A 20239-nucleotide genomic window follows, 5' to 3' on the forward strand; every position below is an offset into this window, starting at 1 on the left:
AGTCCAAAATGTCCCTTCGAACTGAACCCGCGCGCAGGTTCAGTCCCGACCGGATCGACCGTACCCGGCGCGTGCAGTCCCGCCGCCGGGCACGCATGGCCGACCTGCTCGCCGTGGTGAGCAGCACCTCCGTGGCGACCGCCGTTGCGCTCTACCTTGCGTACGGCGGCCTCGCCTCCGTCACCGACGCCGCCTCTGCAATCACCTCCGTCGGGATCGTGACCGGCCTGGTGGGAACGGACCTCATTCTTGTCATGCTCGTGCTCGCCGCGCGCGTCCCTCTCATCGACCGCGTTGTCGGCCAGGACAAGGCGATGGCCTTCCACCGCAAGCTCGGCAAGCCCGCGCTCTACCTGATCCTCGCCCACGGCGTTCTCCTCACCATTGGTTATGCAATGGCCGACGGGTCGAGCGTGGTTGCGGAGACCATCGCGTTGTTCAACGGGCCCGACTTCGCACTGGCGTATCTGGGCCTCGGTTTGCTGCTGGCCGTCGTCGTGACCTCCGTGCTCGCGGTGCGCCGCCGGTTCTCGTATGAGGCCTGGCACCTCATCCACATGCTCAGCTATGCCGCCGTGCTGGTCGCCGTTCCGCACCAGCTCAGTTCCGGCGCCGTGCTGGCCGACGGCACGTGGCAACGCGTGTACTGGCTCGGTCTGTACGTGCTCGCGTTCGGTTCGATCGGCCTGTTCCGTTTCATCGTGCCCATGGTGCGAAGCGCCCGCCACGACATACGCGTCGCGAAAGTGGAATCGATCGCCCCCGGGGTGGTGTCGATCCACCTGTCCGGGAGCGATCTCGACCGGCTGCGCACCAAGGGTGGACAGTACGCGATCTGGCGATTCTGGACCGGAACGACCTGGTGGCACGCGCACCCCATCTCCTTCTCCGCCGTGCCCACCACAGGCACTGCTCGCATCACGGTTCGGGACTTCGGTCGCGGTAGCCGGACTCTGGGCCGCGTGCGCCCGGGAACCCGGGTGTCGATAGAGGGCCCCTACGGGGTATTCACGGATGCCCACCGCTCCGCACCCCGACTCGCCGTCATCGCCGCGGGGATCGGGATCACACCCATCCGCTCGCTGCTCGAGGGGTCGTCGCTGCGTCCAGGCGAAGCCACCGTGATCCTCCGTGGAACCGACGACTCGCAGCGTTACCTGTGGGACGAGATCGGCTCCCTGGCCGGCCTGCGCGGCAGCATGATCCACACCATGATGGGAGCGCGGCCGCCCGGTCTCGCGACCTGGATGTCGGCCGAGGCGCTCGAACGCGGGGTCACGATCAGCAGCGCATTGCCGCACCTACTGGATTCTGACCTCTATATCTGCGGCCCGCAGGCGTGGACCTACCTGGTCGTGCGCGACGCGCTCGCCGCCGGCCTGCCCGCAACACAACTCCACGTGGAAAGGTTCGACTGGTGAGACGCCGCGCGATTGCCCTCAGCCTCCTCTCCTCATCCATGGTGCTCGCCGCCGGCTATCAGTTCGGCGTACAGTCCCACGCTATCGACGCGGCCAACCTGGCGAGCGCGAGCGTGGCATCCGCTGCGGCCTCAGGTGCCACACCGGCACCGAGCGACACCACCGCGGGGGCCGCCTCGTCAGCTGCGGGAACCGGCAGCGCGAAGCCGTCGAGTGTCTCCGGAACATTCACCGGCGCCAGCGAGCGGACCCGATTCGGGAACGTGCAGGTACAGATCACGGTCGCAAATAGCACGATCACGGACGTTTCCGCACTGCAGCTGACCAATGCGGACGGGAGGTCTGTTGCGATCAGCAATTATGCCGCTCCCGTGCTCCGACAGGAGGCGCTCTCGGCGCAGTCCGCACACGTGCAGAGCGTGTCGGGTGCGACGTACACCAGCAACGGCTACCTCAGTTCCCTGCAATCGGCGCTGGACCAGGCCGGGATCTGATCGTGGGCGTGCACGTCTTTGCCACCATGGGAACCATGGTGAGCATCCGCTTCGCCGGAGATGTCCCCGGCAGTGAGATTCTCGCCGGGGTGGAGCGGGTGTTCCACGGCATCGACGTGCAATTCAGCCTGTATCGGGCCGAGTCCGAGATCAGCCGGGTCGCCAGGGGCGAGCTGGCCCTCACCGCAACGAGCGAACTGTTTCGGGAAACCTATGCCCGCGCGATCGAGTGGCGCAGACTCACGAACGATGCGTTCACGCCGTACCGACCGGATGGTGTCATTGACCTCTCCGGCCTGGTGAAGGCCGATGCCATCGAGGCGGCAGGGACGGTTCTCGTCTCGGGCGGGGAGGTGAACTGGGTGCTGAATGCCGGCGGTGATGTGCTCTCGTGTGGTGACGTCGCCGGGGAGCCCTGGAGCGTGGGCATCGTCGACCCCGACGATCGCTCTGGCCTGCTGGGGGCCATGCCCCTCTCCCCGGAGCGGCGAGCGATGGCAACCTCGGGAACGGCGGAACGCGGCGAGCACGTCTGGCGGAGCGACCGCTCGAGCCGATATCGGCAGGTGACCGTTGTGGCCGCCGACATCGTGACGGCAGATGTTCTCGCCACCACGGTCCTCGCCGGCGGGGAACAGGCACGCGACGACGTTCTGTCGCGGTTCGACGTGGACCTGCTTACCGTTGACCTCGACGGCGGATTGACCGCGACGCCGATGCTCCGGCAGCGGCGCTGACCCCAGAACTCACCCCATCGCGCTCGCGCGGGAGCGCAGTTCCCGGTGCATTCCATCGAATGCCTGTCCGGTCGTGAAAAACGACTTGCGCACCTTCACGACGACGCTGTAGTTGGGGTCGACCACGTTGGCAATCGGGGCCTCGGCGACCTGGCTGAGCAGCTGGTAGGCATCCATTTCGTGCAACTCGAACATTTCGGAGAGCCACCGGATCATTTCGAGCTGGGCAATGCGCCAGGAATCCTCCATCGGCCTCGAGGACCCGACCACCATCCAGTAGTCATCGTTCTCCAGCCGCGGCCAGAGCGGGCCGTGCCCCTTGATCAACTCGACAACGATCACCGAGTTCATGGCGCCCTCGACGGCCGTGCCGCAGGCCTCGCCTTCGCCCTGGCGGTAGTGCCCGTCGCCGATGGACAGCAGCGCACCCTCCACGTTGACGCCGAGATAGGCGGTGGTGCCGGCGCGCATTTCGGGGGTGTCCATATTGCCCCCGAAGCGCTCGGGCACCAACGATGAGCGCACCTCACCACCCGACGGCGCAACGCCCACGGTGCCGAGCATGGGGGCTAGCGGCAGAGCCACCTCGAAATTGCCAAAGCGCGACTGGAACCCCACCGTGCCCGCCGCGGAATCGACCTCGTAGATCCAGGTGGCCTCCGGCAGCGCCGGCTGAAGCATGGCCGTGCGATCGGTGCTGGTCATCCCACCAAAAAAGGGGATCGTGGCGGATGCGCCCCAGCTGCGGGCAGGCGTCAAACTCACGATATGCACGACGAGGGTGTCGCCGGGTTCCGCCCCGACGATGTAAAACGGTCCCGTCTGCGGGTTGAGGTAACGCACGTCGAGCTTCGTGCTCGCCACGTCATCGACCGAGCGCAGGGCGTGGTTGTACGCATCCTCCGACCACAGCGCGAGCGCCGTTCCCGGACGAACCCGCATGATGGGCGCGGCTCCGCCAAAGGTGTACACGAACTGTGAGCGTTCGGGGGTGAACTCAATTCTTTCCATGTCGATACCTTCCTCTCGCCAGCGGTTAGAACTGAATGCCTCGGGTGAGCGCCCCATCGATCAGCAGGTTGGTACCGGTGGTGCGGCTCGACACCGGGCTGGAGAGAAAAACGACCCCGGACGCGATTTCCTGCGGCGTTCCCATCCGACCTGTTGGGTTCAGTCCCATGGCAAAGGAATACAGGTCAGGGTTCCCCGTCTCGATGCCGGACCAGACGCCACCGGGCTCGTAGGTGTTGCCCGGGGAGACCGTATTGGCGCGGATGCCCTTCTCAGCGAGCTGAAAGGCCAGGCCGGCAATGTAGCCGATGATGGCGGTCTTGAACGTGCCGTAAGGCCCGGACGCGAAGTCGACCTCCCGCCCCGACACGCTCGAGATGGCAACGATGGACGCCGCCTCGCTCTGTTCGAGGTAGGGCATGGCGGCATTCACGAGGTTGACCGTTCCCATCAGGTCCACCTCGAACGAGTCGACCCAGTTTTCTGGCGTATCAGGGATGGCGAGGGCGCTCACGTTGGCCACGATCATGTCGATGCCGCCGAACGTCTTGGCGGAGGAGTCAACCCAGGCGGTGAGGGCCGCGGCGTCGCGGACGTTCAGCACGGAACCGATGACGGTGCTGGGGCTGTCGGCGAAGGTCGCCTCACAGGCGGCCACCTCCTCGGCGTTCCGCGCACAAAATGCCACGTTCGCGCCCTCGGCGACGAATGCTTCCACGATTGCTCGGCCGATGCCCTTGGTACCACCGGTGACGAGCGCGGTCTTCGTTGCAATTTTGAGGTCCATGCGGTCATCCTGCCAGACGGGACTGTTCCCGTCGCCTCTTGTGCGGCCCAGACTTCACACCCAGCCTGCCCGTTCGGCGCTCCACCTTGTTGGGTGGGGGCCCAATGTTCGACGCTAGTATCGAGGACACCATGACAGAACACAGCACTGACGAGCCGGTCTTCGACGGCGACTTCTGGGACGCCCGCTACCGCGAGAGCACCTCCGTGTGGAGCGGCAACCCCAACCCCATTCTCGTGAGTGAGACCTCAGCGCTGCCCCCCGGAACGGCCCTCGACATCGGCAGCGGGGAGGGAGCGGATGCCATCTGGCTCGCCGCCCGAGGCTGGACCACCACCGCCGTGGATATCAGCACTGTTGCCCTCCAGCGCGCCGCCGAGCGCGCCAGCGCCGCCGACCCGGATACGGCCGCACGCATCACGTGGTCCCAGCATGACCTCATCGAGTGGGCACCGCCCGCAGGCGCATTCGACCTCATCACCGCGCAATTCATGCACCTGCCCAGCGCTCAGCGCCTGATTCTGTTCGCGAGGCTCGCCGAGGCGGTTGCCCCCGGCGGCACCCTGCTGATCGTGGGGCACCACCCGTCGGACATGCAGTCCACGGTGCAGCGGCCCCAGCGTCCCGACCTGTTCTTCACGGCCGAAGAGGTCGCCGCGAGCCTCGATCCGGCCCAGTGGGAGATCGGCGTGAGCGACGCCCGGGCACGCACCGTCGCCGACGCCGAAGGCGCTCCCGCGGTCGTGAGAGACTCCGTGCTCCGCGCCCAACGCCGGCCTGTCGCCGAGTGACCGGCGAGCCGCCGAGGAGGTGCGCACCGAAGCCTCGAGCTGGATCAGCACGGCGGTGAATCCGGCAGCAGCGATCATCGTCGGGGCCGTTGTCGATGTCGTCGATCCCCGGCTCGATTTCTCGTCGGTGCGGCACTCGCCGTCGCGGCACTCGTTCCGACCACTGGCACGTGTTACAACACGTGCCACAGTGACCAACGCGTGCCGCGGTCATCCGCTCATCGAACCACGCGTAGCACGACGGAGATTGGGGCGAAAACGGCCCGTTTAGGCGTAACCCCCAGTCGTTTTCACACGGATGCGACGGCGCTATTTGGCGAGGCGCTCGAGAACGATCGCGGCCAGCTTGTGGGCAAGACGGTCGGCCGTCGGCTGATCAGCGGCCTCGACCATGACACGAACCATCGGTTCGGTGCCGGAGGGGCGCAACAGAACACGGCCGGTGTCGCCCAGTTCGGCTTCGGCTTCGATAACCGCTTGCGCGATCACGTCGTCCGAGGCGAGGGCGGAACGGTCAACGCCGCGCACGTTCACGAGGATCTGCGGGAAGACCGTCATCACCGAGGCGAGCTCGGCAATCGACTTGCCCGTTCGCGCCATTTCGGCAACGAGGTGCAGCCCGGTGAGGATGCCGTCGCCGGTCGTGGCGAACCTTGTCATGATCACGTGACCGGACTGCTCCCCGCCCAGGGAATACCCGTGGGCGTTGAGCTCCTCAAGCACGTAGCGGTCGCCGACCTTGGTCTGCACCACGGTGATGTCGTTGGCGGCCATCGCCTTACGCAGACCCAGGTTGCTCATCACGGTGGCCACGAGCGTGCGGTCTTTCAGCACACCGCGCTCCGCCATCGACACGGCGAGAATGGCCATGATCTGGTCACCGTCAATAACGTTGCCGTCGCGGTCCACGGCCAGGCAGCGGTCCGCGTCGCCATCGTGAGCGATACCGATATCGGCTCCGTGCTCGAGCACGGCCTTGGCGAGGTTGTCGAGGTGGGTTGAACCCACGCCGTCGTTGATGTTGAGGCCGTCGGGGTCGGCGCCGATCACGGTGAGGCGAGCACCGGCATCCGTGAACACCTGGGGGGACACGCCGGCGGCCGCGCCGTGGGCGCAGTCGAGCACAACGTGAATACCATCGAGGCGATGCGGCAGGGTGCCGAGCAGGTGCACGACGTACCGGTCTTCGGCGTCGGCGAACCGGCGAACGCGGCCCACGTCACCGCCGATGGGCATGAGGGTGTCGCGACCGATGTAGGACTCAATGCGGTCCTCGACATCGTCGGGAAGTTTGGTTCCGCCAAAGGCGAAGATCTTGATGCCGTTGTCGGGCGCCTCGTTGTGTGAGGCGGAAATCATCACACCAAAGTCGGCGCCGATGTCGGCGATCAGAAAGGCTGCGGCGGGCGTGGGAATGACCCCGGCGTCGAGAACGTCGACGCCACTGCTGGCAAGTCCGGCCGAGACTGCGGCCGTCAGAAATTCTCCGGAGATGCGGGGGTCGCGAGCGACCACGGCTACGGGCCGGCGACCCTCGGCGAGACGTGCCTTGGCACGACGACCGGTTGTCAGTACTGCTGCGCTGGCTTGGGCAAGGCCCAGGGCCAGGCCAGCCGTGAGATCACGGTTGGCCAGGCCCCGAACACCGTCCGTGCCGAATAGGCGAGACATATAGTCCTGTATTCGACGTGTGGATTAGCGCTTAGAGAACTGAGGTGCCTTACGGGCCTTCTTGAGTCCGGCCTTCTTGCGCTCCTTGACACGAGCGTCGCGGCTCAGGAAGCCGTTCTTCTTGAGGATCGCGCGGTTGTTCTCTTCGTCGATCAGGTTAAGCGAGCGAGCGATGCCGAGGCGAAGCGCGCCAGCCTGGCCCGAGGGGCCACCACCGGTGATGCGAGCAATGACATCGTACGAGCCGAGAAGGTCAAGAACCTTGAACGGGTCGTTGATGAGCTGCTGGTGCAGCTTGTTGGGGAAGTAATCGGCGAACTCGCGGCCGTTCACAACGATGGTTCCGGAGCCGGGGACGATGCGCACGCGGGCAATGGCCTGCTTGCGACGGCCGACGGCTGCGCCGGGAACGTTGAGGACGGCGCGGGGCGCCTTGGCTGCGGTCTCCGCGGGAGTCTCGGTCGAGTAGCTCTCGGGAGTTGCGTCTATCTGGTCTGCGATCTGCGCCACGATGGGTTGAATCCTTTTTCTTAGAGTCGAGAAGTCTGGGGGTCAGCGCTACTGCGCGACCTGGCCAAGGGTGTACGGCTTGGGCTGCTGAGCGGAGTGCGGGTGCTCGGGGCCTGCGTAGACCTTGAGCTTCGTCAGCTGTGCACGGCCGAGCGAGTTCTTCGGCAGCATGCCGCGAATCGCCTTCTCAACCGCACGCGTGGGGTGCTTCTCAAGCATCTCGGAGTAGTTGGTTGCCGTGAGGCCGCCCGGGTAACCGGAGTGGCGGTAAGCAATCTTGAGGTCGAGCTTCTTGCCGGTCAAAGCAATCTTGTCCGCGTTCACGATGATGACGAAGTCGCCACCATCCATGTGCGGGGAGAAGGTTGCCTTGTGCTTGCCGCGAAGCAGGATTGCCGCGTGGCTGGCCAGACGTCCAAGAATGATATCGGTGGCATCGATGACGACCCAGTCGTGCTGGAGTTCGCTTGCCTTGGGGGTGTAAGTGCGCGTCACTGTTGTGCTGCTTTCTTCTTTTCGAACGGAGGTGTTCGTGAATCCCGCTCCGGGCGTGTTTTCGTGATGAAAACACTGTCGATGGAGGGCTCACGTTCGTATGTCGCGCTGCAACGCGCAGACATCAAGTGACAACACTACTCGCCCGACAATCCCGGTGCAAGTTGAGGGTTAAAGCACTGGCAGAGCTCGCCGATTGCGGGTTTCCACTGCGCGGATGGCCAGTTCAGCGTCTTCGGGGTACCCGACGTCAAGAAGGGTGAGCCCCTCTGCGGGCATCACTTTGAACTCCACGATTCGGGAACGTTCAATGTTCAGGTTCACGAGACGAGCGGCATCGAGTTTGCCCTCCCCCACGGCCACGCACGCACCCACGAGAGCGCGAACCATGCTGTGACAGAAGGCGTCAGCCGTGAGCGTGGCGATGAGCACCCCCTCCTCGTCACGACGCCAGCGAAAGTCCTGCAGGGTACGAATGGTTGTGGCCCCCGGGCGCGGCTTGCAGTACGCGGCGAAGTCGTGCAGTCCCACGAGGTTGGCCGCTCCGGCATCCATCAGGTCAACGTCAAGCTTTCCCGGATGCCACGTGGTGCGCAGGCGCTGCTGCGGGTCACGCAGGGCATACAGGTCGGAGATGCGGTACTCGTACCGGCGCCACAGCGCGGAGAACCGGGCATCGAAACTCGTGGGAACCACAATGGCGCTGCGCACCACGATGTCGGGCTGCGTCACGAGCACGCCGCTGAGGCGACGCTGCACGGCGACGGCAAGCGGAATTGGCGGGCGGTCCCCGGTGCCGCGTTTCACCCGCACGAGCGAGTCGGCCTGCTCGGGCGTGAGATCGAAGTGGGCGACCTGCCCCCTGGCGTGCACACCGGCATCCGTTCGCCCGGCCACGATGAGGGTCGGATGCGGCAGGTACTTCTGCAGGATCGTCGCGAGTCCCGCCTCAACCTGGCCCTGCACGGTACGGAAGCCGGGCTGACGCGCCCAACCAGCAAAGTCGGTGCCGTCATAGGCGATGTCGAGCCTGATGCGCGTGGTCGCCGGCCAGGGCGGGCCGATACGTGGCGCAGGAAGATTCACAGGGACCAGCCTATGCCGCTTATGTAGGGTTATTGTTGAGGTCGACTTTTGGCCTCGGCCGAATTGCTCCGCGACCATGAACTCCACGCAATCCACGCAGACCAGTCTGGTCGCTTCTCCCCCTGCGGGCACCGGTCTAGGTTCTGCCCTGTCCACGGGCCGGTTGTCCGGCCTCGACGGTCTTCGTGCCATCGCCGTTATCGCGGTGATTGTCTATCACTTTTTTCCCGATGTACTGCCCGGCGGTTTCATCGGTGTGGACATCTTCTTTGTGATCAGCGGCTTTCTGATCACCGGGCTGCTCGTGTCTGAGCGAACACGCACCGGCCGAGTGTCGCTGCGAAACTTCTGGCAGCGCCGTGCACGCCGGCTTGTTCCTCCGCTCGTGCCGGTGCTGCTCGTGTGCTCCACGGCGGCCTGGCTCATTGGGGGCGATGTTCTCGTGGGGCTCGGTGCTCAGCTGCTCGGGGCAGTCACGTTCGGGTACAACTGGGTATCGATTGCCGGCAATGCGAGCTATTTCGCCGTCGACCAGCCCGAGCTGTTTCGCAATCTCTGGTCCCTGGCCGTTGAGGAACAGTTCTATGTGATCTGGCCGCTGCTGCTGCTCGCCATCCTGTTGATCCGGCGACCGTGGATGCGCCTCGCCCTCGTGGCCGTGCTTGCCGCGGCATCGATGTGGTGGATGGCCGGGCTGTACCAGCCGGGGGCCGACCCGACCCGCGTGTACTACGGTTCGGACACGCACAGCTTCGGGCTGCTCACCGGGGCGACCCTCGCTTTGTTGCTCCGACGCCCCGCCGGGTTGCGCAATGAGCTGCCGCGCCTGCGCCCGTGGCTGGGCGGCGCGGCGCTGCTGGGCATTGCGGCTGCCGCCGTGTGGCTGCCGGAAGACGGCACCGCCACGTACCGCGGAGGGCTCGCCGTGGTGAGCCTGCTCACCGCCGTGGCCATTTGGGCCGGCGTGCGTGGCGGCCGGTTCGGTCGCCTGCTCGACGTGACGCCCCTGCGGTACGTGGGCGAGCGCTCCTACGGCATCTACCTCTGGCACTGGCCGGTGCTCGTACTGCTCCAGGTGGCGCTCCCGGGGCAGCCATCCGTATGGCGGCTCGCACTCATCGGCCTGCTCGCGGGTGCGATCACCCTCGGCGCATCCGCGGCATCATATCGCTGGCTGGAGCAACCGGTACGGCGAGACGGCGTGCGTGGCGGCATCCGTCGCGTGTCGCTGGCCTGGCGGCTGCCCGTTCGCGGGCGCGTCCTCGTGATCTCGCTCGTTGCCGCCCTGGTACTCAGTTCCGGCGGGACCGCCGCGGCCCTCGTCACCGCGCCCTCCACAGCGACGGCCGAACTCGAGATCGAGCGCGGGCAGCAGGCCCTGGATGCCGCGAAGGATGCGGCACGGCAGGCCGCCTCGACGCCCGCGCCGCTGCCGGGTGGCGATCTCATCACCGCGGTTGGCGACTCCGTCATGCTCGCCTCGGCCGCGGAACTGCAGGGCAGCTTTCCCGGTATCGCCATCGACGCCGCCGTTTCCCGCGGAATGTATTCCGCTGCCGGCATATTGGCGGAGCTCAACCGAGCAGGCACGCTGCGTCCCGTGGTCGTCGTGGGCCTGGGCACAAATGGCCCGATAAAAAGCGATGAGTTAAAAGCGATCGAGAGTGCGATCGGTTCGGATCGCAAGCTCATCCTCGTGAACGCCTATGCGGACCGGGACTGGACAAACGGTGTCAACGCGTCATTGGCCGACTTCTCTGCCCGCCACCGGCTGGTGGAACTCGCCAACTGGCATGACGCGATCGCGTCCCGCACAGAGTTGCTGTCCGGCGATGGCGTGCATCCCGGTACCGCGGGCGGACAGGTTTACGCGAATACCGTCACCGCGGCCCTGCAGCGCCTGGCCGGGCTGCCACCGCTGCGCCTCCCGGGCGAGAACCGCCTGCTCCCCGCCGCGCTGTAACCGCCCAGCAGGTCTCGGCCGCACGAGAGTGCCCCGTGCGAACAAGGGTGCTCGGCGCACCAGACACTCTCGTCCGCAGGGGGCACACCCGTCGGCGAGCGGGGCCGCTAGAACTGCAGGGTGTAGGCCATCTTGCGGTGAGCGGCGTGAAAGCCCATGCCCGTGTAGAGACCGAGCGCTCCCGTGGGACTGTCGGAATCCACGGCGAGCGTGACCCGGTCGTGTCCGAGCGCTCGTCCGGCCTCCAGCTGCGCCGCGAGCAGCGACTGGGCGATGTGGCGGCCGCGCCATCCGCTCGTCACGCCCACGAGGTCGATGTAGCCGCCGGTGAATCCCTGGGTCTCCCAGACGTTCTCGTTCGCGGTGGAGAGCACGAAGCCCACGACCTCGGTGCCCGCCCACGCCACGAAGGACAGGTCCGGCCGAAACCAGCGACCGTTCACGAACGCTGCCCAGTTCTCATCGCTCATCGGCTGGCTTGCCCAGTGGTCCATGAACGCGTCGTCCCTGGCCACGTGCACCTGCGCGGAATCGGCGGGGGTGAACGCCGCAATACGGATGCCGTCGGCCGGCTCCACCGCTCGCACCGGCTCGTCGAGGGGTCGCTCCAGCGACAGGAAGTAACGAGTGAGGTCGAGCCCGCCGCGTTCGAAGAGGTGGGCGCTCTGCGGCGCGCGTTCGTCGGCGTAGGCGAAGATCCAGCCGGGCAGGGTTTTGGTCGAGGATGCGAGCTGCTGTTTCGCTCGCCCGACCTGCCACGCGAGCAGCTCGCGGCCAATCCCCCGGCCTCGGAGTTCGGGGTGTACGCCGCCAATCAGAATGGACCGTACGAGGGTTTCCTGGCGCGGGGGGAAGAGCACCATACCGTTGGCGACGATGCGGCCGTCGGCGCCGAGGCCCACGAGGGAATCGAGGGCCGCGTTCACGTGGGAGTAGCCGAAGTCCGCGGCAATCGCGCCTCGGGTGGTGAGGTAATTCGGATGATCAACCCGGCCCATGGCCTCGCGCAACTGCCAGATACCGTCGATGTCTGCCTCGGTGGCCGCCCGCCACTCCGCCACGTCGGGATGCACCGGAAGGTCAAGCAGCGCGGGCGCGGTCACTCGTTCGTTCAGGGGCCGCAGCAGCTCGTCAGTCATGATCCAACCCTAACCGCCTCCGCGTCTCAACGAGCGGGGCGCGACCAGCGAAGGCGGGCGGTTAACGAAAGAGGGGCCCGACCGAAGTCAGGCCCCTCTTCAGAAACGTGTTACTACTTGGTGTCCGTGGTGTCCGGGTCAGCAGCAGCATCGGCCTCGACGGGAGCCTCAACGGGCTCCTCGACAGCAGCGTCAGCGACGACAACCTCTTCGACGACGGGCTTCTCAGCCGTCACCGTGGAGGTCTTGGAATGCTTGACCTTGGGCGTTACCGGCTCAAGAACGAGTTCCATCTGAACCATCGACGCGTTGTCACCCTTGCGGAAACCGAGCTTCGTGATGCGGGTGTAACCGCCCTGACGCTCGTTTACCTGCGGGGCGATGACCGTGAACAGCTCGTGTACAACGGTCTTGTCGGTGATCGTCGCGAGAACGCGACGACGGGCGTGCAGGTCGCCGCGCTTGGCGAACTGCACCAGGCGCTCGGCGAGCGGACGCAGGCGCTTGGCACGCGTCTCGGTCGTCTTGATCGACTTGTGCGTGAACAGGGCAGCAGCCAGGTTCGCAAGCATGAGGCGCTCGTGCGCCGGGCCGCCACCGAGACGGGGCCCCTTTGTGGGCTTAGGCATTGTTATTCTCCAGTATCAAAAAATCGAAAGGCAGTCGCGAAGACGAGCCTTAGTTGGTCTCTTCTTCGTAGCCGCTGTAGAAGTGCGCTCCATCGAATCCGGGAACCGAATCCTTCAGGGACAGGCCAAGCTCAACGAGCTTGTCCTTCACCTCGTCAACCGACTTCTGTCCGAAGTTGCGGATGTTCATCAGCTGGGTCTCCGAGAGGGCGACCAGTTCGCTGACGTTGTTGATGCCTTCGCGCTTGAGGCAGTTGTACGAACGAACCGACAGGTCCAGGTCCTCGATCGGAATCGACAACTCGGTCGAGAGCACGGCGTCAACCGGCGCGGGGCCGATCTCGATGCCCTCGGCTGCGGTGTTGAGCTCGCGGGCCAGACCGAACAGTTCGGTCAGCGTGCGACCGGACGATGCGATGGCGTCACGAGGCGTGATCGCGGACTTGGTCTCAACGTCAACGACGAGGCGGTCGAAGTCGGTACGCTCACCGGCGCGAGTTGCCTCGACACGGTAGGTCACCTTGAGAACGGGCGAGTAGATCGAGTCGACCGGAATCTGGCCGGCCTCGGAGAACTCGTTGCGGTTCTGGGCGGATGACACGTAACCACGGCCACGCTCAATGGTCAGTTCAAGTTCGAACTTCGCATTGTCGTTGAGGGTTGCGATAACCAGCTCGGGGTTGTGAACCTCGACACCGGCCGGAGCCGAGATGTCAGCGGCGGTAACCTGGCCGGCACCCTGCTTGCGCAGGTACGCGGTGATGGGCTCGTCGTGCTCGCTGGAGACGACGAGGCCCTTGATGTTGAGGATGATTTCAGTGACATCTTCTTTTACACCGGGAACGGTGCTGAACTCGTGCAGCACGCCATCGATACGGATGCTGGTAACAGCAGCGCCCGGGATCGAGGAGAGCAGGGTGCGGCGAAGCGAGTTCCCGAGGGTGTAACCGAAGCCAGGTTCGAGCGGCTCGATGATGAACCGGGACCGGAACTCCGAAATGTTCTCTTCGGTGAGCGTGGGACGCTGTGCAATAAGCACTGTTAATTCCTTTCGGCGAAGTGTCCGCTATATGACACTTGCAATGACGTGTTTACAAATTCTGAAAGGGTCGAAGCTGGGCGCCTGGTCAGAAACCCGACGCCCAGCCTGAGGTTGAACTGGCTCACCGACGAACGATGAGTCCGATCAGCACAAGGAATTAAACGCGACGACGCTTCGGCGGGCGGCAACCATTGTGCGCCTGAGGTGTGACGTCGTTGATCGAGCCGACCTCCAGGCCAGCGGCCTGAAGCGAACGGATCGCAGTTTCGCGTCCCGATCCGGGGCCCTTGACGAAAACGTCAACCTTCTTCATGCCGTGCTCCTGAGCCTGGCGCGCGGCCGACTCTGCAGCGAGCTGAGCGGCGAAAGGGGTCGACTTACGCGAACCCTTGAAGCCGACCTGGCCCGAAGAGGCCCAGCTGATGACGGCACCAGTGGTGTCGGTGATCGAAACGATCGTGTTGTTGAAGGTGCTCTTGATGTGGGCCTGGCCCACAGCAACGTTCTTCTTCTCTTTCTTACGCGGCTTCCGTACGGCCGACTTGGTTTGTGCCATGAATTTCTCCTGAATCCTAAAGGCGTTAGCGGGCTAGGCCGGGGCCTAGCGCGCCTTCTTCTTGCCGGCTACGGTGCGCTTCGGGCCCTTGCGGGTGCGAGCGTTGGTCTTGGTGCGCTGTCCACGCACGGGCAGGCCCTTGCGGTGACGGATTCCCTCGTAGCTGCCAATTTCGACCTTGCGGCGGATGTCAGCGGCAACCTCACGGCGGAGGTCACCCTCAACCTTGAAGGTTTCTTCAATGTAGTCACGGAGCAGGATGAGCTGGTCATCGCTCAAATCCTTGACTCGGATGTCTCCATCGATGGCGGTGTCGGCGAGGGTCTTGATAGCCCTCGTGCGGCCAACACCGTAAATGTAAGTCAATGCAACTTCCACGCGCTTATCGCGCGGGATGTCAACGCCGGCTAGACGTGCCATTGTGTCTCCTGTTAATGATTGGAGGTCTGTAGCAGTCCCTGTACATCGGCCTCCAACCGATGGTGTCACCCCAAGGGGTTCCCGGAACTGCTATCGATATTGAGTTGCTAAGGCAAAACGTCAACGAGCTCAGTGAGCCCGTTGAGACTAACCCTGGCGCTGCTTGTGACGCGGGTTATCGCAGATGACCATCACGTTGCCGTTACGGCGGATGACCTTGCACTTTTCGCAGATCTTCTTGACGCTGGGCTTAACCTTCATGGTGTTTCCTTCTAGTCGCTGTCTTCGTGCCGAATCTCAGTGATCGTGTCTCAACAATCGGTCGAGATCGGCCGTTACTTACAGCATCCGTTACTTGTAGCGGTAGACGATCCGGCCTCGGGTCAGATCGTAAGGGCTCAACTCAACGATCACGCGGTCCTCTGGAAGGATGCGGATGTAGTGCTGACGCATCTTGCCCGAGATGTGGGCAAGTACTCTGTGGCCGTTGGACAGCTCAACGCGAAACATCGCGTTGGGCAGAGCTTCGACTACCGCGCCCTCGATTTCGATGACACCGTCTTTTTTGGCCATAGCCTCACTGTCGCTCTTTGTATTGATTGCTGGTCATGCGTGGATGTGGTGCTTGAACACGCCGCGAACGACGTTGCCAGACACCAAGGGTCAATCTTATGGTATGAAATTGCCTTTTGGCAATTCAGTCCTATAATCCTTGGGCGCGCCGCACCTCGAGGACCACATGTTCGTAAAGCGGATGCGCCGGGTCAAGCCCGCAGACCTGCTGTACGACGTGTTCCGCGCTCACGGCCCGCAACATCCGCTGCAGCTCGACACTCTGATCGTCGGTGGGAACCGCAAAGCGCAGCGCGGCCCCGATGGCTTCGAGCAGCGCCACCGGCGTCGTGCCCGACTCGGCGATCTCCGCCGCCGGGCCGATGAAGCGCTCAGTGCGGCTGAGTTTGCGTAGCGGCTGCCGCCCCACCCGCAGGGTGGTGTCCAGCAGGGCGGGGTTGCTGAACCGGGTGAGGATCTTCTCCCGGTAGGCACGCTGCGCGTCCTCGTCGAGCCCGTGCTTGTCCACGAGCAGGGCTGAGGTCTCTTCGAGCACCCGCCGGGCGACGGCGACGACCTCCGGAAACTGCAAGGCCTCCGCGATGCTCGTCGCGCCCGCCTCGTGACCGAGGTAGGCAATGGTGGCATGGCCGGTGTTCACCGTGAAAAGCTTGCGCTCAATGTACGGCTCAAGGTCGTCCACAAAGGTGGCGCCGGGAATGACGGGTTCGGCGCCACGGAATGCGCCCCGTTCGATGACCCATTCGTAGAAGGCCTCCACCGTGACGGACGTGCCCGCGTCGGCGGCCTGGTTGGGAACGATGCGGTCCACGGCCGTGTTGGCGAACGCCGCCCGGGAGGCAACGCCCGGCCAATCGGCCTGGGTCACGTGGCCGCGCACCTGCTCGGCGAGCAGGTCGGTCGCGTTGATCGCGTTCTCACACGCGATCACCGCGAGCGGTGCGAGCTCCACCGCACGACGAGCGAGCCCCGCCGCGATGACGGGCGCCACGAACTTGAGAACGTTCGGCCCCACCGCCGTGGTGACGATGTCGGCCGTCGCGATCTCGTCGATCAGCGCCTCCGCGTCGGTTGAACTGTTGATGGCGCGGAAGTTGTCGACGCGGTGGGTGCGGCCGCCCTCGCCCTGTTCGAGCACGTCGTAGGTCGCGGCGGCCTGCAGGGAGTCGATGAGGGCTGAATTCACGTCGGCGAAGACAACCTCGTACCCGGCCTCATGCAGCAGGAGTCCGACGAACCCGCGTCCGATGTTGCCCGCGCCGAAGTGAATGGCTTTCATTCTGCGTTGACCTCCTCGAGCAGGGCAAAGATGTCTTCGGCCGAACTGGCGTCGATGAGCTTCTGCACCTCGTCCTCGTCAGAGAACACGATGGCAATCTTCGAGAGAATCTCCAGGTGCTCGTTGTTCAGTCCGGCGATGGCCACGGCGAACCGCACCGGCTGGCCGTTCCAGTCGATCGGGTCGGCGTAGCGCACGAGCGAGAGCGCGGAGCGCCGGATCGATTCCTTCGCTTCGTTGGTGCCGTGCGGAATAGCCAGGGTGTTGCCCATGTACGTTGAAACGGATGCTTCGCGCTCGAACATGGACGCCACGTAGTCCTCGCTGACCGCGCCGGAGCCAACGAGCAGCGCGCCAGCCTCACGAATCGCCTCGTCCCTCGTGCGGGCGGTTCCGGCAGCAATCACGTTGCGGGGTTCGAGGATTTGGTTCATGAGGTGACTCCTTCATTCTCCTGGGTTTCCAGCAGGCTCACGATGTCGTCGTACTTCGGACTGTTCATGAAATTATCGACCGACACGTGCATGGAGTCCGGTGACTTCGCCCGCGCCCGATCCGTCAGGTCCTGGTGCGTGATCACGAGATCGGCGCTGCCATCGAGATTCGCGATGGCCTGGTTGACCACCGTAATCCCCTCGACGCCGGCCTTCTTGATCTTGTTGCGCAGAACGGAGGCTCCCATCGCGCTGGAGCCCATGCCGGCGTCGCACGCGAAGACGATGTTCTTGATGGGGTGGCTGTCGGCGGCAGCGGCGCCCGCGCCGGCGAGGCCGCTGAGGACGCTGCTGGACTTGCCCTTCATGGCCTCTGTCTTCGAGACGGCCGCGTTGAGGTCGCCGTTGAGGCCATTGGCGATGTCGCGCTTGCGGCTGGACCGCAGGATGACCGAGGCGATCAGGAACGACACCGTTGCGGAGAGGATGACGGACAGGATCACGCCGACGTAGCTGTCCGACGCGGTCTGCAGGAGAACTGCGAAGATGCTGCCTGGTGAGGCGGGAGCGCGCAGACCGGTCTGGAAGGCCACGTTGACTGCAACGCCGGTCATTCCGCCGCCGATGGCTGCGAGGATCAGGATCGGCTTCATCAGCACGTACGGGAAGTAGATCTCGTGGATGCCACCGAGGAAGTGGATGATGATCGCACCGGGCGCGCTCGCCCGGGCGAGGCCGAGACCGAAGAACGAGTAGGCGAGCAGGATGCCGAGGCCGGGGCCGGGGTTCGCTTCGATCAGGAAGAGTAGCGACTTGCCTGATTCGGCAACCTGCTGCACGCCGATCGGCGTGAACACGCCGTGGTTGATGGCGTTGTTGAGGAATAGCACCTTGCCGGGCTCGACCAGGATGCTCGCGAGCGGCAGCAGGTTGTTACTGACGAGCCAGTTGACGCCGGACTCGAGCATGGTGCTGAAGGCGGTCACGACCGGGGCGATTCCGAAGAACGCGCCCAGGGCGAGGATGGCGCCGAGGATGCCGGAGGAGAAGTTGTCGATGAGCATCTCAAAGCCGGGCTTGACCTTGCCGGCCCACAGCCCGTCGAGCTTCTTGAGCAGGTACGCCGAGAGCGGACCGACGAGCATGGCCCCGATGAACATCGGGATATCACTGCCGACGATGACACCCATGGTCGCGATCGTGGCGACAACGCCGCCGCGGACGCCGTAGACCATCCGGCCACCAGTGTTGGCGATGAGTAGCGGGAGCAAGTACACGATCATCGGGCCGACCATCGCCGCGACCGTTTCGTTGGGGGTCCAGCCGGTGGGAATGAAGAATGCCGTGATCAAGCCCCACGCGATGAATGCCGCGATGTTGGGCATGATCATCCCGCTGAGGAAGGTGCCGAAGCGCTGGACATGCACGCGGGCTCCCCCGCTCGTGCTTGTCGTCCCGGTTGACGTCGTCGTCATTGTTCTGCCTTTCGTTTCGGTGATGATTTCGGTGCTGTGTAAGTGGAGTGCACTGCTTTCGCCGTTCGGGTGAAGGTGAGCAGAAGCGCGCGTGCCGCCTCACGGGCGGCTCCGGCGCCGTCCGCAGCGAGGGCCGTGGCGGCGAGTTGTCGGGCCTGGGTCGTGGTGTACCGGACGAGCTCCGCCCGGACATCGGCAAGGGCTGCCGCCGACATGGACAGGCTCGTCGCGCCGAGGCCGACGAGCACGACCGCGAGCAGCGGGTCCGCTGCCGCCTCACCACACACCCCGACCGGTTTGCCCAGAGCCGCGCCTGCGGCCCCGACTTCCCCGACCAGGCGCAGAACGGCGGGGTTCCACGGGTCCTGGAAAGCGGTAACCGTGCCGAGCATGCGGTCGGCGGCGAGCGTGTACTGGGTGAGGTCATTCGTGCCGATGGAAGCGAAGTCGGCGTGCGCGAGAATCCGGTCGGCCAGCAGGGCCGCGGAGGGAACCTCCACCATGACCCCGGCGGTGCGCAGTCCCCGCTCGCGGGCGAGTCCCGCGAAGTACTTCGTCTCATCGACGGTGGCCACCATCGGGGCCATCACCCACAGCTCGGCGTCGGTCACGGCATCCGCCTGGGCGAGGGCCGTGAGCTGGTCCCGAAGAATGTTCTCGGAGGCGCGCAGTGCCCGCAGCCCGCGCAGCCCGAGCGCGGGGTTCTCCTCGCGGGCATTGTTGAGAAAGGCGAGCGGCTTGTCGGCTCCGGTGTCGAGGGCGCGAACGACCACCTTTTTGCCGTGGAACGCGCGCAGCATCCGCTCATATTGAGCGCTCTGCTCGGCGACGGTCGGCGCGGTCACGGAGTCGAGAAAGAGAAACTCGGTGCGGAACAGTCCGACGCCCTCGGCGCCGAGGACCGCGGCCTGCTCGGCCCCCTCGGCGGAACCGAGGTTGGCGAGCAGGGGAATTGGGGAGCCGTCGGCGAGGCGACCCGGCGAGACGGGCGCCTCCGCCAGTGCGGCACGGGCCGCACTGCGAGCGTGCGCGTCGGCGAGCTGTTCGGCCGTCGGCTGGGCGATGACCACGCCGTTGGCGGCATCCAGAATCACCCCGGTGCCCTCTTCAAGGTCTGCGGCGAGCGTTGCGCCGACGAGGGCAACGATGGACTTCTCCCGCGCCAGGATGGCGGTGTGCGAGGTGGGTCCACCGTCGGTGGTCACGAGGCCGAGCACCATGCTGAGGTCGAGCGTTGCGGTGTCGGCCGGGGCGAGATCACGGGCGACCAGGATGAACGGATGCCCCGGGTCGGGAACCCCGGGAGCTGCCACGCCGGAGAGGCTCGCGATGACCCGGCGCGACACATCATCGAGGTCCCCCGCGCGCTCGGATATGTACCCGCCGAGTTCGGTGAGGAGGTCGCGGAAGGCGACGAACGCTTCAAACACGGCACGTTCTGCCGTGGCTCCGGCCGCCAGGCGCACACCGACGTCATCAACGAGGGTGGGATCCTCCGCGATCATGGCCTGCGCCTCAAGCACCTCGCCGGCCGTACCGCCGGCTTGCTCCCCGCGGGCCGTGAGGTCGACGGCAACGCGGTGCAGGGCCGCTGTCGCCCGGGCGCCCTCCTCCTGCGGAGCGAGAGCGCCCGCGGTCATGATGGGTTCCGGCAGCGGTTCCGTCATGCGCACAACGCGACCCACTGCGATGCCGCGGCCAATGCCGATTCCCTGCATTTCGGTGA

General features: G+C 65.2%; 22 protein-coding genes. 5 read left to right on the top strand and 17 right to left on the bottom strand.

From position 1 onward, the window contains the following. Window positions 1-8: 8 nt before the first annotated feature. Genes EDD25_RS06640 through EDD25_RS06650 form a run of 3 tightly spaced genes read left to right on the top strand, consistent with a single transcriptional unit; the run spans window position 9 to window position 2652 of the window. A complete protein-coding gene (locus tag EDD25_RS06640; protein ID WP_134172588.1) occupies window positions 9-1421 on the top strand; it encodes a ferredoxin reductase family protein in 1413 nt (470 codons plus the stop codon). Further along, window positions 1418-1915, top strand: coding sequence for an FMN-binding protein (locus EDD25_RS06645; protein WP_198418823.1), 498 nt, complete (start codon window positions 1418-1420; stop codon window positions 1913-1915). The genes EDD25_RS06640 and EDD25_RS06645 overlap by 4 nt, the downstream gene beginning before the upstream one ends. A 2-nt stretch (window positions 1916-1917) precedes the next feature. Beyond that, window positions 1918-2652, top strand: coding sequence for an FAD:protein FMN transferase (locus EDD25_RS06650; protein WP_241986272.1), 735 nt, complete (start codon window positions 1918-1920; stop codon window positions 2650-2652). Between the two features lie 9 nt (window positions 2653-2661). On the opposite strand, the gene EDD25_RS06655 is transcribed toward EDD25_RS06650, so the two are convergent. Beyond that, window positions 2662-3663 (bottom strand): acetamidase/formamidase family protein, encoded by a 1002-nt coding sequence (locus tag EDD25_RS06655; RefSeq protein WP_134172589.1) that lies wholly within the window; start codon window positions 3661-3663, stop codon window positions 2662-2664. Window positions 3664-3688: 25 nt separating this feature from the next. Then, window positions 3689-4450 (bottom strand): SDR family NAD(P)-dependent oxidoreductase, encoded by a 762-nt coding sequence (locus tag EDD25_RS06660; protein WP_134172590.1) that lies wholly within the window; start codon window positions 4448-4450, stop codon window positions 3689-3691. Between the two features lie 131 nt (window positions 4451-4581). Here EDD25_RS06660 and EDD25_RS06665 point away from each other — a divergent pair, with 131 nt between their 5' ends. After that, window positions 4582-5241 carry a class I SAM-dependent methyltransferase gene (locus tag EDD25_RS06665; protein ID WP_134172591.1) on the top strand — a complete coding sequence of 220 codons (660 nt, stop codon included), beginning with the start codon at window positions 4582-4584 and terminating at the stop codon, window positions 5239-5241. Between the two features lie 309 nt (window positions 5242-5550). Here EDD25_RS06665 and glmM read toward each other — a convergent pair whose 3' ends face one another. The 4 genes from glmM to truA all read right to left on the bottom strand — a co-directional run bounded on the left by glmM (window position 5551) and on the right by truA (window position 9003). Further along, window positions 5551-6912, bottom strand: coding sequence for a phosphoglucosamine mutase (gene glmM, locus EDD25_RS06670; RefSeq protein WP_134172592.1), 1362 nt, complete (start codon window positions 6910-6912; stop codon window positions 5551-5553). A gap of 24 nt (window positions 6913-6936) precedes the next feature. Further along, window positions 6937-7422, bottom strand: a complete 486-nt coding sequence (gene rpsI, locus EDD25_RS06675) for a 30S ribosomal protein S9 (protein ID WP_134172593.1) — start codon at window positions 7420-7422, stop codon at window positions 6937-6939. Between the two features lie 48 nt (window positions 7423-7470). Then, on the bottom strand, window positions 7471-7917 hold the full coding sequence (rplM, locus tag EDD25_RS06680) for a 50S ribosomal protein L13 (RefSeq protein ID WP_134172594.1): 447 nt from the start codon (window positions 7915-7917) through the stop codon (window positions 7471-7473). Between the two features lie 171 nt (window positions 7918-8088). Beyond that, entirely contained in the window at window positions 8089-9003 is a 915-nt protein-coding gene (gene truA, locus EDD25_RS06685; RefSeq protein ID WP_241986273.1) for a tRNA pseudouridine(38-40) synthase TruA, read from the bottom strand. Between the two features lie 76 nt (window positions 9004-9079). On the opposite strand from truA, the gene EDD25_RS06690 reads away from it, so the two are divergent. Beyond that, complete coding sequence (locus EDD25_RS06690; protein WP_134172596.1) at window positions 9080-10966, top strand: acyltransferase family protein; 1887 nt, start codon at window positions 9080-9082, stop codon at window positions 10964-10966. A gap of 107 nt (window positions 10967-11073) precedes the next feature. Here the strand turns inward: EDD25_RS06690 and EDD25_RS06695 are convergent, their stop codons facing one another. The 11 genes from EDD25_RS06695 to ptsP all read right to left on the bottom strand — a co-directional run bounded on the left by EDD25_RS06695 (window position 11074) and on the right by ptsP (window position 20180). After that, a complete protein-coding gene (locus EDD25_RS06695; protein ID WP_134172597.1) occupies window positions 11074-12105 on the bottom strand; it encodes a GNAT family N-acetyltransferase in 1032 nt (343 codons plus the stop codon). A 113-nt stretch (window positions 12106-12218) separates the two neighbouring features. Further along, window positions 12219-12734: a 50S ribosomal protein L17 gene (gene rplQ, locus EDD25_RS06700; protein WP_134172598.1), complete on the bottom strand. Its 516-nt coding sequence runs from the start codon at window positions 12732-12734 to the stop codon at window positions 12219-12221. A gap of 49 nt (window positions 12735-12783) precedes the next feature. Beyond that, window positions 12784-13773, bottom strand: a complete 990-nt coding sequence (locus tag EDD25_RS06705; protein WP_035834642.1) for a DNA-directed RNA polymerase subunit alpha — start codon at window positions 13771-13773, stop codon at window positions 12784-12786. Window positions 13774-13933: 160 nt separating this feature from the next. After that, a complete protein-coding gene (rpsK, locus tag EDD25_RS06710; RefSeq protein WP_134172599.1) occupies window positions 13934-14332 on the bottom strand; it encodes a 30S ribosomal protein S11 in 399 nt (132 codons plus the stop codon). 45 nt (window positions 14333-14377) lie between these two features. Further along, complete coding sequence (gene rpsM, locus EDD25_RS06715; RefSeq protein WP_134172600.1) at window positions 14378-14752, bottom strand: 30S ribosomal protein S13; 375 nt, start codon at window positions 14750-14752, stop codon at window positions 14378-14380. 147 nt (window positions 14753-14899) lie between these two features. Continuing rightward, a complete protein-coding gene (gene rpmJ, locus EDD25_RS06720; RefSeq protein WP_035880836.1) occupies window positions 14900-15013 on the bottom strand; it encodes a 50S ribosomal protein L36 in 114 nt (37 codons plus the stop codon). 90 nt (window positions 15014-15103) lie between these two features. Next, entirely contained in the window at window positions 15104-15325 is a 222-nt protein-coding gene (infA, locus tag EDD25_RS06725) for a translation initiation factor IF-1 (RefSeq protein WP_035834638.1), read from the bottom strand. A gap of 130 nt (window positions 15326-15455) precedes the next feature. Beyond that, the gene (locus EDD25_RS06730) at window positions 15456-16604 is read right to left on the bottom strand and encodes a mannitol-1-phosphate 5-dehydrogenase (RefSeq protein ID WP_134172601.1); all 1149 of its coding nucleotides are present in this window, start codon (window positions 16602-16604) and stop codon (window positions 15456-15458) included. After that, window positions 16601-17038, bottom strand: a complete 438-nt coding sequence (locus EDD25_RS06735) for a PTS mannitol transporter subunit IIA (protein ID WP_134172602.1) — start codon at window positions 17036-17038, stop codon at window positions 16601-16603. Before EDD25_RS06735 ends, EDD25_RS06730 begins: the two co-directional genes overlap by 4 nt. Then, complete coding sequence (locus EDD25_RS06740) at window positions 17035-18513, bottom strand: PTS mannitol transporter subunit IIBC (RefSeq protein ID WP_134172603.1); 1479 nt, start codon at window positions 18511-18513, stop codon at window positions 17035-17037. The genes EDD25_RS06735 and EDD25_RS06740 overlap by 4 nt, the downstream gene beginning before the upstream one ends. Next, window positions 18510-20180, bottom strand: coding sequence for a phosphoenolpyruvate--protein phosphotransferase (gene ptsP, locus EDD25_RS06745; RefSeq protein ID WP_422386763.1), 1671 nt, complete (start codon window positions 20178-20180; stop codon window positions 18510-18512). The genes EDD25_RS06740 and ptsP overlap by 4 nt, the downstream gene beginning before the upstream one ends. Between the last annotated feature and the right edge of the window lie 59 nt (window positions 20181-20239).

The sequence above is a fragment of the Cryobacterium psychrophilum genome, from assembly GCF_004365915.1.
Classification (GTDB): Bacteria; Actinomycetota; Actinomycetes; order Actinomycetales; family Microbacteriaceae; genus Cryobacterium; species Cryobacterium psychrophilum.